This is a genomic window from Methylobacterium sp. NPDC097929 (assembly GCF_049543375.1).
Lineage (GTDB): Bacteria > Pseudomonadota > Alphaproteobacteria > Rhizobiales > Beijerinckiaceae > Methylobacterium.
The window spans coordinates 271,314-283,137 of record NZ_JBMVEP010000001.1 but is presented as its reverse complement, the minus strand read 5'-3'; the positions used below and the strand labels follow the sequence as shown (position 1 = coordinate 283,137).

The 11,824-nt window shown below is 69.7% G+C and carries 9 protein-coding genes; 1 reads left to right on the top strand and 8 read right to left on the bottom strand.

Annotated features, from left to right (window positions below):
* Positions 1-76 precede the first annotated feature (76 nt).
* From ACPCJR_RS01345 to ACPCJR_RS01330, 4 genes are read right to left on the bottom strand one after another with little or no spacing between them, the layout of a single operon-like run.
* Positions 77-1,105: a Gfo/Idh/MocA family protein gene (locus ACPCJR_RS01345; RefSeq protein WP_391511048.1), complete on the bottom strand. Its 1,029-nt coding sequence runs from the start codon at positions 1,103-1,105 to the stop codon at positions 77-79.
* Complete coding sequence (locus ACPCJR_RS01340; protein WP_391511049.1) at positions 1,105-2,286, bottom strand: class I SAM-dependent methyltransferase; 1,182 nt, start codon at positions 2,284-2,286, stop codon at positions 1,105-1,107. Before ACPCJR_RS01340 ends, ACPCJR_RS01345 begins: the two co-directional genes overlap by 1 nt.
* 31 nt (positions 2,287-2,317) lie before the next feature.
* Positions 2,318-3,238 carry a hypothetical protein gene (locus ACPCJR_RS01335; protein ID WP_391511050.1) on the bottom strand — a complete coding sequence of 307 codons (921 nt, stop codon included), beginning with the start codon at positions 3,236-3,238 and terminating at the stop codon, positions 2,318-2,320.
* A gap of 12 nt (positions 3,239-3,250) precedes the next feature.
* The gene (locus ACPCJR_RS01330) at positions 3,251-4,441 is read right to left on the bottom strand and encodes an inositol-3-phosphate synthase (RefSeq protein WP_391511051.1); all 1,191 of its coding nucleotides are present in this window, start codon (positions 4,439-4,441) and stop codon (positions 3,251-3,253) included.
* Positions 4,442-4,756: 315 nt separating this feature from the next.
* Between ACPCJR_RS01330 and ACPCJR_RS01325 the strand changes: the two genes are divergently transcribed.
* Positions 4,757-5,908, top strand: coding sequence for a transglycosylase SLT domain-containing protein (locus ACPCJR_RS01325; protein WP_391511052.1), 1,152 nt, complete (start codon positions 4,757-4,759; stop codon positions 5,906-5,908).
* Between the two features lie 10 nt (positions 5,909-5,918).
* Here the strand turns inward: ACPCJR_RS01325 and dgcA are convergent, their stop codons facing one another.
* The 4 genes from dgcA to ACPCJR_RS01305 form a co-directional block, all read right to left on the bottom strand.
* Positions 5,919-6,902, bottom strand: a complete 984-nt coding sequence (dgcA, locus tag ACPCJR_RS01320; RefSeq protein WP_391511053.1) for an N-acetyl-D-Glu racemase DgcA — start codon at positions 6,900-6,902, stop codon at positions 5,919-5,921.
* Between the two features lie 16 nt (positions 6,903-6,918).
* Positions 6,919-7,929: an N-acetyltransferase DgcN gene (gene dgcN / locus ACPCJR_RS01315; protein ID WP_391511054.1), complete on the bottom strand. Its 1,011-nt coding sequence runs from the start codon at positions 7,927-7,929 to the stop codon at positions 6,919-6,921.
* Positions 7,930-8,207: 278 nt separating this feature from the next.
* Positions 8,208-10,043, bottom strand: coding sequence for a dihydroxy-acid dehydratase (gene ilvD, locus ACPCJR_RS01310; RefSeq protein WP_391511055.1), 1,836 nt, complete (start codon positions 10,041-10,043; stop codon positions 8,208-8,210).
* Positions 10,044-10,196: 153 nt separating this feature from the next.
* A complete protein-coding gene (locus tag ACPCJR_RS01305; RefSeq protein WP_391511056.1) occupies positions 10,197-11,759 on the bottom strand; it encodes a 2-isopropylmalate synthase in 1,563 nt (520 codons plus the stop codon).
* Positions 11,760-11,824 lie beyond the last annotated feature (65 nt).

The window sequence follows — 11,824 nt, the reverse complement described above, 5'->3', positions numbered from 1 at the left end:
ACCCTGAGGCTCCGCTTCGCGGCGCATCTCAGGATCAGGAGTTAGGGTCGGTTCAGCCGGTCTCCTCCCAAAATCGTCAGGCCGCGTCGCGGCCGGCCTTGAGGCCCGCCGCCGCGTAGGCGCGGGCGATCAGGCGCATGGTGTGCAGGTCGCGCTCCGCGTCCCAGGCGGCCCGCTCGTCCTTCTGGCGCAGTGCGCGGCCGAAGGCGCGCACCTGTTCGAGGAAGGGCGAAGCCTCGCGGTCGAAAGCGATCTCTTCCGTGCGGCCGTCGGTGCCGTCGGTGAAGGTGACATGGCCGCCCGCGGTCTGGCCCATCGTGTTCGTCGCGCTCAGCATGCCGCGGGTGCCGATCACTTCCAGCCGGCGGCGGGGCAGCGCATCGGGGCAATTGTAGGCGACGTTGAGCTGCGCCAGCGCGCCCGATTCCGTCCGGCCGATCAGCAGGGCGCCGTCATCGACGGCGTAATCCTGCGCCCGCGCCTGGGTCATCGCGGCGATGTCGACGAGGGGTTCGCCTAGCAGGAAATCGACGAGATCGATGCCGTGGGGGGCAAGATCCATCAGGGCGCCGCCGCCGGCCTGGGCCGGGTCGATGCGCCAATTGTCCTGCCCCTCGAACGAGGTCCACGTCCGGTCGAGCCAGCAGGCGTAGACGATGCGGACCGCCGTCACCGTCCCGAGCCGGCCCTCGCCGATGAGCCTTCGCATGGCGCGGTGGCCGGGATGGTGGCGCTGGTCGAAGGCGGTGCCGTAGAAGGCGCCCGAACGGTGCACCGCCGCCGCCATCGCCTCGGCATCGGCAAGCGAGGCCGCCATCGGCTTCTCGCAGAGAACGGCCTTGCCGGCGGCGCAGAGCGCCTCGACGGCGCCGCGATGCAGGTGATTCGGTGTCGCGACGTAGACCGCCTCGATTTCGGGATCGGCCAGCAACCCGGCGAGATCGGCAGTGGCCCGCGCGCCCTCGGCTTCCGCCGCCGCGCGCGATCCGGCGCCCGGATCGGCCACGGCCACGAGGCGGTGCCCGGCGGCGCGGATGGCGGGCGCCATGTAGTCGCGGGCGACCCAGCCGTAGCCGACGATGCCCCAGCCGATGGGTCCGCTCATCACCAGCGCTCCGGCAGGTCGACGTATTCGCGGCGGCGCACCCGCTCCGCCTCCGGCGCGTCCGGCCTGCCCACCCAGTCGATGGCGGCCGGCCCGTTCGAATGCAGCGGGTAGGTCACTTGGCGTCCGTACTCCGCCTCGTAGCGCTCGGAGGGCCAGCGGATCGCGTAGCCGCCCTCCTGCGGTGCGTAGAGCGGATTGAGGTGCAGCGCCGCATCCGCCGGCGGCAGGGTGATGCCGTCGACGATGGCCCTCGGCGCCGGGCGCATGCCCGGCCCCGCCACCACGGAGAAGGCCTCGCAGGTCTTGATATCGCGCGGCTCGCGGGGCTGCGGGGCCCTGGCCTCCACCAGCGCCCGGGTCAGCTCGGCGTCGTCGTAGACGAGTCCGTCGGGAAACAGCTCCTCGATCTCGGCGGACGAGATGGCGCGGCCGGACGAAAAGCCCGGCTGGCCGCTGTTGTGGATGTGGCTGATGGCGAGCCACCCCTCCTCGCCGGCGGTGTGGCGCAGGCAGGCGAGCACGCCCGCCTTGTCGTCGAGGAAGTAGAAGGCGTCGTTGCAGATCACGAGATCGACCGGCGATTCCGGGATCGGCCAGTGCGGCGAGGTGGCGTCGAAACAGACGAGCTGCGCCTTCTCGCCCACCACCCAGTGCCGGGCGACCCAGAGCTTGGCGAAGACCACGTCGGCGCCAGCGACCTTCACGCCGCGCCGCTTGAGCTCGCGCAGGTAATGGCCGATGCCGCAGGCGAGTTCAAAAGCGCAGACCGGGCCGTTCCAGTGTGCCTCCAAGAGGCTGAGGCCGGCCAGGAAGGTCGGATCGGTCCACCGATTGACGAAATAATCGCCGACCCGGCCCCAGCCGAGCCATTCCACCGCCTGCCGCAGGGAAGCGCTGGCGCGCTCCCGCACCAGCCGGCGCAGGGCCTCGGGATCGGCGGGCGGGCCGGTCCACCAATCGTCCTGATCGGCGAGCAGAAGGACCAGCGCCTCCTCCACGCGATCGGCGTCGAGGTGATCGAGCGCTGCCGCGACGAGGCTCTCCCGGCCGGTGCGCAGATAGGGGATGCCGTCGATCACCGGCCAGCGCGCGCCGGTCTCGACGTCGCGCAGGGCGTGCGCTCCGTCGGCCTTGAGCGGGTGGCCGGTCTCCGGCGAGAGGAGATCGAAGGGGATCATGATCCTGGATTCTGCCGGACGGCGCGGGATGTCACGGGATGCGCATATCGGTCAGAACGCGATCCTGGAAAGCCTTCACCGGCCCGGCATGGACCAGTTCCATGTCGTCGAGCACGGTCTCCATCGTCAGCGAGGCCGCCCGCAGGTGCTGCGCGATCTGGAGCACCCGATCGATGGAATCGGCGGCGTGGAAGGCCCGGCCCTCGGCGGTCGCATCGTCCGGCAGGACGAGGCGGGCGGCGCGGACCGTCTCGCGCAGCGGCGGCTCCAATTCGTCGAGCGCCCAGTCCGAGCAGCGGGCCACGATCGGCCAGAGGTGGTCGCCGAGCAGCATCTCCCCGGTGAAGCCCGCATCGGGCATCGCCGCGTTGTGGAAATGATGCGCCATCGCCGCGAGGAAGACGGTCGTCGGGTCGGCCCGATAGAAGGGGCTCAGCAACACGCCGTAGACCGCCACGACGAGGCAGTGCTCGGCGTGGTTCTCCGGCGGCTCCAGCAGGATGCGCGGCTTGCCGGGGCAGGTCACCCCAGCCCGGGGCTGCTGCGCCAGCGCGGCGACGAAGCCGGGCACCGGCCCGGCCGGCAGGACGACAGGTCGGTGCAGGCAGGCCCGCAGGCGCTCCCGCAATCCGGCATCGAGCGGCTCGGCTACGGCTTCGAGCCCCGCCACCAGCACCGAGGCGGCCTGCGCCTCGTCGAGTCCGGCGGCGTTCAGGAAGGCGGCATCGAGATCGCAGAGGCGGGACGCGGCCAGGGCCTTGGCGGTGATGTCGAGGGCGACCGTCTCCGGCGAGCCCCCACCCGTGAGCGCCGACCAGCCCTGCGCGAACAGGCGCTGGGCGATCGATCCCTCACGACCCGCCGAGCGGACGCGCTTGAGGTCGCCGAGTTCGACCAGCAACTCCCGCAGGACGATCGGAGCGGCCGGTTCCGTGGCCGATTGGCCCGCCATGGCTTCAGCGCCTCACTGCACGCCCAGCCAGTCGAACAGCATCCGCTGCTGCTTGCCGAAATCGTGCTCCGGCCCGTGGCCGTTCTTCACCATCGGCGCCTTAAAGAAGGTCGAGAGCTGCTCCTGCACGCCGCCGTCGCCGCGGCTCTTGGCCAGGTCCAGCACGCGGGCAATCTCGATCACGAGGGGCGCGGCCAGAATCGAGTCCTTGCAGAGGAAGTTCACCTTGATCTGCATGCGCTGACCCATGAAGCCGGTGACGTCGATGTTGTCCCAGGCTTCCTTGTCGTCGCCGCGCGGGCGGTAATAGTGGATGTGCACGAGGTGATCCTCGACCGGGTAACCGAGGATCGAGTCGAGCACCGTGCCCTTGGTGTTGAGCTTCGACTGAAGCGAGTTCGGGTCGTTGAGGGCCAGACCATCGCGGTTGCCGAGGATGTTGGTCGAGAACCAGCCGTCCACGTGGAGCTGGCGGGCCTTGAGGGCGGGGGCGAGCACCGTCTTCATCATGGTCTGGCCGGTCTTGCCGTCCTTGCCGGCGACCGGGACGTTCAGCTCGCGGGCCAGTTCCATCAGGGCCGGCACGTCGGCGGCGACGGAGGGCGTGAAGTTGGCGTAGGGCACGCCGCTCTTGATGGCGGCGTAGGCGTAGAGCATGGCCGGCGAGATCGACTCGTCGCTGGCGTCCAACCCCTTCTCGAAGGCTTCCGCCGAGTTCAGGACCGGGTCTGCCAGATCGGGCCAGCGCTCGGTCGAGGCGAGGTTGATGACGACGACGTCGTCGAGGTTGCTCTCCTTGCGGAAGCGGTTGAGGTCGTTGGCGATGACCGAGACGGTCTCGCGATGATCCTTGGCGACGATGCGGTTGGCGCCGTCGATGTTCTTGCAGAACTTGGCCGAACCCACCGCCGGCCAGGGCGTGATGCCCTTGAGCGCCTGGGCGCCGTTCTCGATGTCCTCGCGGGTGAGGACGCCGTGACCGGTCGCGGCGGAGGCGAGGTCGTCGCCGTTCAGGTCCCAACCGCCGAAAACGAGATCCTTGTAATCGGCCATCCCGGAAACCGGCACGCCAGCGAGCGGCAGACCATCCAGACGGTTCGACCCCGACTTGATCGTTTCGATGCCGGCGATGGCTGTCGTCGCGACCGCCCCGCCCATGCCAACGAACGCCACTCCGACGCGTCGACCGGTCTGAATGCCCATGGGAACTCGATCTTTCTGCTGTGGTGGCGCTGACGCCTTAGGATGAGCCCTAACTGGCCGCCGCGCGGCCCATGACAACTATGACCGACCTGCCGCGTTCCCGCGTCCGAGCTGCCATCTTTGCCGCAGGCAAGCCTGCGCGGCGAAGGCGTGTATTGGTTAAAATATTGTAAACACAATGCCTTAACGCTGCATTAACGGGATCACGTTTGGATCACGGGGTGGTCCCATTGTGGTCACACCCGGCGGCGAAACCTCCGCCGGTCAAACGAAGCCCGGCCCCTAAGAACGCCGAGGCACCAACAAGGAAGACCGATGGGGGTTTACCCGGAGCCGGCGCTCTGCGCCGACGACGTGAGCCGATTCGTGCCTTGCGGGTCGGATGTCCACAAGGATTCCGTTTCGCGGCTGTCGCGTGCGGGCGTTTCGCGCCGCCCGGCTGCGACGATCCTCGCGCCTCTCGCCCGCGGCCTCGCCGCCGTGACCGCGACCGTGACGCTGCTGGTCGCCGCGCCGCAGACCGCTTCCTCCTACGAGCGCGGCGCGAGCGCCGCGTCGGCGATCCCGTCGATGGTGCGCGCCGACCTGCGCCCGGCCGGGGCCGAGGCGGAATGGGGCGGCACCGCCCTGCTCGGCCAGGACGACATGCTGACGGCAGCGCTCGATCGCATGCAGGCCTCGCTCGCCAATCCGCGCCAGGGCGGCGAGGACGAGATCCTGCGCTTCGGCGAGATGAGCGTGCGGCGCTCCCTCGTCGACACGATCCTGCGGGCCTCCGAGGTCACCGGCGTCGATCCCGTCTACATGATGGCGCTGGCCGACAAGGAGTCGAGCTTCGACACCAACGTGAAGTCCTCCGCCTCCTCGGCGCAGGGCCTGTTCCAGTTCGTCACCGGCACTTGGCTGGAGATGATCCGCCAGTACGGCGCCAAGCACGGCCTCGCCGACGAGGCGGCGGCGGTGAAGGGCCAAGGCGCCGGCATCACCATCGCCGACGCGGCCCTGCGCAAGCGGGTGCTCGATCTGCGCAACGATCCCTTCGTCTCCGGCCTGATGGCGGGCGAGCTGATCAAGCGCGACCGCAGCCGGATCGAGGCCCGGATCGGCCGCGAGCTGAAGACGACCGAACTCTATCTCGCGCATTTCCTGGGTACGGCGAGCGCCGGCAAGTTCCTCTCGCTGAGCGCCGAGGACCCGGAAAAGGTCGCCAAGGCGGCGTTCGGCCGGGCGGCGCGGGCCAACCGCAACATCTTCACCGCGAAGGACGGCGGAAAGCGCCGCAGCCTGACCGTGGCCGAGGTGCACGAGAAGCTCGACGGCATGATCGACCGGCGCCTCAGCCAGTATCAGGCCATCGCCGACCTCGCCGCGCAGCAGGCCGACGAGCCGGCGGAGCCGATCCTCGACGCCCGCCTGCGGGTGAACGAGGCGGTGGTGCCGCCGCTCGCGATCCGCTGGGTTCAGTAAGAGGCGATCTTCAGCCCCACAGCTCTGGCGGCGGCGGATAGACCGTGCTGCCCTCGTAGCGCAGGGCCGGTTCCCGGTCGCGGGCCAGCAGGAGCGGCCCGTCGAGATCGACATAGGCCGCGTGGTGGGCCAGCAGCATCGCCGGCGCCATGGCGAGCGACGATCCGACCATGCAGCCGACCATGATCTCGAAGCCGCGCGCCCGCGCCTCGTGGGCGAGCTTCAGCGCTTCCGTCAGCCCGCCGGCCTTGTCGAGCTTGATGTTGATGGCGTCGTAGCGCGCGGCCAGGGCATCGAGGCCGGCGCGGTCGTGCAGGCTCTCGTCGGCGCAGATCGGGATCGTGCGGTCGATCTCGGCCAGAATTTCGTCCTCGCCCGCCGGAAGCGGCTGCTCGATCAGGCCCACGCCCGCGGCGGCGCAGGCCATGAGGTTGTCGCGGATCGTCTCCGGGCGCCACGCCTCGTTGGCGTCGACGATCAGGCGAGAATCCGGTGCCCCGCGGCGCACGGCGGCGATGCGCTCGGGATCGCCCTCGCCGCCGAGCTTCACCTTGAGGAGCGGCCGGTGCGCCGCCGCGCGGGCGGCGGCCTCCATCGATTCGGGATCGCCGAGGCTCAGCGTGTAGGCCGTCGTCACCGGCCCCGGCGCGGGAAGCCCGGCGAGTTCGTGAGCCGGCTTGCCCGTGCGCTTGGCCTCGTGATCCCACAGGGCGCAGTCGAGCGCGTTGCGCGCGGCGCCCGGCTTCATCCGCCCGGCGAGATCGAAGCGCCCTCCGCCCTCGGCGATCCAGGCCGCCTGCGCTTCGAGGGCGGCGGCGACGCTCTCCACGCTCTCGCCGTAGCGAGCATAGGGCACGCACTCGCCCCAGCCCCGATGCTCGCCGTCCTCGACGCTGGCGACGACGACGACCGCCTCGGTCCGGCTGCCGCGGGAGATGGTGAAGGCCCCGGCGATGGGAAAGCGCTCGACGGCGACGGAAAGGCGGCGCGTCATCGGTGAAACCCCTCCCTCAGGCCGGAAATTCGGCGCTGAGCCGATCCACGATCCCCTCGACGCCGAAGCGCACGGGATCGGTGGCGGGCAGCCCGTGCGCGCTCTCGGTTTCGGCCAGGACGGCACGGGCCTCTGCCTCCGACAGGGCCTGGGTGTTCACGGCGATGCCGACCGGGCGGATGCCGGGATTGGTGAGCGAACCGCAGCGGATGGTCAGGTCGATGACCTCCCGGATCGTCGGCAGGCTCGCCTCGACGCCGCGCATGCGGGTGCGGGTCGGCTCGTGGCAGACGACGAAGGCATCGGCCTGCGCCCCGTGCAGCAGGCCGAGGCTGACCCCGGCAAAAGACGGGTGGAACAGCGAGCCCTGACCCTCGATCAGGTCCCAGTGGTTCGGCTCGGCGGCGGGCGCGACCCACTCGACGGCGCCGGAGATGAAATCGGCCACCACCGCGTCGATGGCCACGCCGCGCCCGGAGATGAACACGCCGGTCTGGCCGGTGGCGCGGAAATCCGCGTCGAAGCCGCGCTCGCGCATGCCGCGTTCGAGGGCCAGCGCAGTGTATTTCTTGCCGACGGAACAGTCGGTGCCGACGGTGAGCAGGCGCCGGCCGGGCCGTTTGGTGCCCTTGCCGGTCGGAAACGTCTCGGTGGTGTGACGCACGTCGTGCAGGGTGCGGCCGTTGCGCTCCGCGGCTTCGGCGATTGCCGGAACCGAGCCGAGCCGCACGTGCAGGCCGCTCGCCACGTCGAGCCCGACCTCGAGCGCGGCGGCGATCTCCTTCACCCAGTGCTCGGGCAGCACGCCGCCGGCATTGACCACGCCGACCACCAGGGTCCTGCAGCCCTTCGCGACGGCCTCTTCGAGGGTCAGGTCGGGGATGCCGAGATCGGCGGCACAGCCCTCCATCCGAAGCTGGCCGACGCACCATTCGGGACGCCAGTCATTGATGCCGTAGGCGGTCTTGGCGGCGAGCCGGTCCGGCACGTCGCCGAGAAACATCAGGTAGGGCGTGGCGATCTGCATGGGCGATGGTCCCGTCCGGAGCGAAGCTCCGCCTGAGAACGCGTCTATGCGCGATCCGTGCCCGATGCGCGAGGGAGGCGCACCGCATTCCTGCAACGCTTCGTCCGACCTCGTGCCGAGATGCCCGCGGGACGCGAGCCTCGCCGCACGCCGCACCGATTCCGCTATCGCCCGGCGCGAGCGCGATGGGGCCTGAAGCACCATGCGCCGGGCTTCGAGGCCCGCTTCGCAGGCCCCTCATCGTCGGGACGATCGACTGATCCCAGCCGGTGTCTTGCCTACGGCTCGATCCGCCGCACCGCGCCCTTGGCGGCGCTGGTCGCGAGCATGGCGTAGGCGCGCAAAGCCGTGCTGACCTTGCGCTTGCGGGGCGCGGCCGGGCGCCAGCCTTCCGCGTCGCGGGCGGCGCGGCGCTCGGCGAGCACCGCCTCGTCCACGGCGAGGTGGATGCGCCGGTTCGGGATGTCGATCTCGATCCGGTCGCCCTGCTCGACGAGGCCGATCAGCCCGCCCTCCGCGGCTTCCGGTGAGACGTGGCCGATGGACAGGCCCGAGGAGCCGCCGGAGAAGCGGCCGTCGGTGACCAGCGCGCAGGCTTTGCCGAGGCCCTTCGATTTCAGGTAGCTCGTGGGATAGAGCATCTCCTGCATGCCGGGGCCGCCGCGGGGGCCCTCGTAGCGGATCAGCACCACCTCGCCGGCCTTCACCCGCCCGTTCAGGATGGCATCCACCGACGCATCCTGGCTCTCGAAGACGTGGGCGGTGCCGGTGAAGCTCAGGATCGAGGCATCGACGCCCGCCGTCTTCACGATGCAGCCGTCCTCGGCGAGGTTGCCGTAGAGCACGGCCAGCCCGCCGTCCTTCGAGTAGGCGTGCTCGGCGTCGCGGATCACGCCCGCCGCGCGGTCGAGGTCGAGTTCGTCCCAGCGCGAGGCCTGGCTGAAGGCGACCTGGGTCGGCACGCCGCCGGGCGCGGCGCGGAAGAAGGTCTGGACCGACTCGCTCTGCGTCCTCTTCACGTCCCAGCGGTCGAGCGCCGCGCCGAGCGTGCCCGAGCCGACATTTCCGACGGTCCGGTCGATCAGACCGGCGCGGTCGAGTTCGCCGAGGATGCCCATGATGCCGCCGGCCCGGTGCACGTCCTCCATGTGGACGTTCGCAACCGCCGGGGCGACCTTGCATAGCACCGGCACACGCCGCGAGAGCCGGTCGATGTCGGCCATGGTGAACGGCACCTCGCCCTCGTGCGCGGCAGCGAGCAGGTGCAGCACCGTGTTGGTCGAGCCGCCCATGGCGATGTCGAGCGTCATCGCGTTCTCGAAGGCGGCCATGGTCGCGATGGAGCGCGGCAGCACGCTGGCGTCGTCCTGCTCGTAGTGGCGGCGGGCCAGATCGACGATCAGATGACCGGCCTCGACGAAGAGACGCTTGCGGTCGGCGTGCGTCGCGAGCGTCGAGCCGTTGCCGGGCAGCGAGAGGCCGAGCGCCTCGGTCAGGCAGTTCATGGAATTGGCGGTGAACATGCCCGAGCACGAGCCGCAGGTCGGACAGGCCGAGCGCTCGATGACGGCCACGTCCTCGTCCGACACCCGGTCGTCGGCCGCGGCCACCATCGCGTCGACGAGGTCGAACTTGCGGGTGACGCCGTTCATCACGACCTTGCCCGCCTCCATCGGCCCGCCGGAGACGAACACGGCCGGGATGTTGAGGCGCAGCGCCGCCATCAGCATGCCGGGGGTGATCTTGTCGCAATTCGAGATGCAGACCATGGCGTCGGCGCAATGCGCGTTGACCATGTACTCGACGCTGTCGGCGATCAGCTCGCGCGACGGCAGCGAGTAGAGCATCCCGTCATGGCCCATGGCGATGCCGTCATCGACCGCGATGGTGTTGAACTCCTTGGCCACACCGCCCGCCTGCTCGATCTCGCGCGCCACGAGCTGGCCGAGATCCTTCAGGTGGACGTGGCCGGGCACGAACTGCGTGAACGAGTTCACCACCGCGATGATCGGCTTGCCGAAATCGGAATCCTTCATGCCGGTGGCCCGCCACAGGCCGCGGGCACCGGCCATGTTGCGGCCGTGGGTGGTGGTGCGGGAGCGATAGGCGGGCATTCTTTTGGGACTTTTTTCGATCTCAGAATTCGAGCGGCGGTATCAATTCCCATTCCGTCAGTGCGAGGCGAAGCCGAAGCCATCCAGCGCTCCGAACTCTCCGGAGAGGTCGGCGCCGCTGGATGGCTTCGCTGTCGCTCGCAATGACGGTGGTCACACCACCGCGGCGTGCTGCGCGTGCAGCCTGACGGAGGCCGCGGAGAGCTTGTTGAGCGCCGAGAGATACGCCTTGGCCGAGGCCACCAGCGTGTCCGGGTCGGCGCCGCGCGCCGTCATCGAGCGCTCGCCGGCTTTGAGCCGGACGGAGACCTCCGCCTGCGCGTCGGTGCCCTCGGTCACGGCGTGGACCTGATAGAGTTCGAGCACCGCGTCGTGGGGCACGATGGCGTGGATGGCGTTGAACACCGCGTCCACGGGGCCGTTGCCGTCCGCCTCCTCGGTGAAGGTGCGGCCGTCCATCTCGATCTTCATCGTCGCGCGCTGCGGCCCCCGCGTGCCGGCGATCACCGAGAGCGACAGGAGCTTGATGCGGTCGTGGGCGGTGGCGAGGTTCTGATCGACCAGCGCCTCGATATCCTCGTCGTAGACGTGCTTCTTCCGGTCGGCCAGATCCTTGAAGCGCTCGAACACGTCCTGGAACTGGTTGTCGGACAACGAGATGCCGAGTTCGGCCAGCTTCGACTTGAACGCGGCCCGGCCCGAATGCTTGCCCATCACCAGCGAGGTCTTGGACAGGCCCACCGAGGCCGGGGTCATGATCTCGTAGGTCTCGGAATGCTTGAGCATCCCGTCCTGGTGGATGCCGCTCTCGTGGGCGAAGGCGTTCCGGCCGACGATGGCCTTGTTGTACTGGACGGGGAAGTTCGCCGCGTGGCTGACGAGCTTCGAGGCGCGGGTCAGCATCGTCGTGTCGATGCCGGTGTCGTAGGGCATCACGTCGGCGCGGGTGCGGATCGCCATGACGATCTCTTCGAGCGCGGCATTGCCGGCCCGCTCGCCGATGCCGTTGACCGTGCACTCGATCTGCCGGGCGCCGCCCTCCAGGCCGGCGAGCGAGTTCGCCACCGCCAGCCCGAGATCGTTGTGGCAGTGCACGGAGAAGATCGCCTTGTCGGCGTTCGGCACGCGCTCGCGGACAGAACGGAACATCGCGCCGTATTCCTGCGGCGTGGCGTAGCCCACCGTGTCGGGCAGGTTGATGGTGGTGGCGCCCGAGCGAATCGCCGCCTCCACGCAGCGGCAGAGATAGTCGATATCGGTGCGGGTCGCGTCCATGGCCGACCATTCCACGTCCTCGACGAGGTCGCGGGCCTGGGCCACGGTCTTGAGGATGATCTCGATCACCTCATCCTGCGTCTTGCGCATCTGGTGAGCGAGGTGGATCGCCGAGGTCGAGACGAAGGTGTGGATGCGGCCCCGCTCGGCGTGGCGCACCGCCTCGCCGGCACGGGCGATGTCGGCGGGGATGGCACGAGCCAAGCCGGCGACGGTCGCGCGCTTGGTGCGCCGGGCGATCTCGGCGACGGCCTCGAAATCGCCGTTGGAGGCGATCGGAAAGCCTGCCTCGATGATGTCGACGCCCATCCCGTCGAGCAGCTCGGCCACCGCCAGCTTCTCGTCGAGGGTCATGGTGGCGCCGGGGCATTGCTCGCCGTCGCGCAAAGTCGTGTCGAAGATGACGACGCGGTCCTTCGCGCTCTGAGTGGTGTTCGCCATGAGTCTTCGTTCCTCGCAGCCGGCGCGCTCGACTCCTCGGGAGCGGCGCCGGAAAAACCTGTCTT

Excerpts from the sequence above, each read along its gene's own strand:
- ACPCJR_RS01345 (WP_391511048.1), bottom strand. The coding sequence starts at position 1,105 with ATGAGCGGACCCATCGGCTGGGGCATCGTCGGCTACGGCTGGGTCGCC.
- ACPCJR_RS01340 (WP_391511049.1), bottom strand. The coding sequence starts at position 2,286 with ATGATCCCCTTCGATCTCCTCTCGCCGGAGACCGGCCACCCGCTCAAG.
- ACPCJR_RS01325 (WP_391511052.1), top strand. The coding sequence starts at position 4,757 with ATGGGGGTTTACCCGGAGCCGGCGCTCTGCGCCGACGACGTGAGCCGA.
- dgcN (WP_391511054.1), bottom strand. The coding sequence starts at position 7,929 with ATGCAGATCGCCACGCCCTACCTGATGTTTCTCGGCGACGTGCCGGAC.
- ACPCJR_RS01335 (WP_391511050.1), bottom strand. The coding sequence starts at position 3,238 with ATGGCGGGCCAATCGGCCACGGAACCGGCCGCTCCGATCGTCCTGCGG.
- dgcA (WP_391511053.1), bottom strand. The coding sequence starts at position 6,902 with ATGACGCGCCGCCTTTCCGTCGCCGTCGAGCGCTTTCCCATCGCCGGG.
- ACPCJR_RS01330 (WP_391511051.1), bottom strand. The coding sequence starts at position 4,441 with ATGGGCATTCAGACCGGTCGACGCGTCGGAGTGGCGTTCGTTGGCATG.
- ACPCJR_RS01305 (WP_391511056.1), bottom strand. The coding sequence starts at position 11,759 with ATGGCGAACACCACTCAGAGCGCGAAGGACCGCGTCGTCATCTTCGAC.
- ilvD (WP_391511055.1), bottom strand. The coding sequence starts at position 10,043 with ATGCCCGCCTATCGCTCCCGCACCACCACCCACGGCCGCAACATGGCC.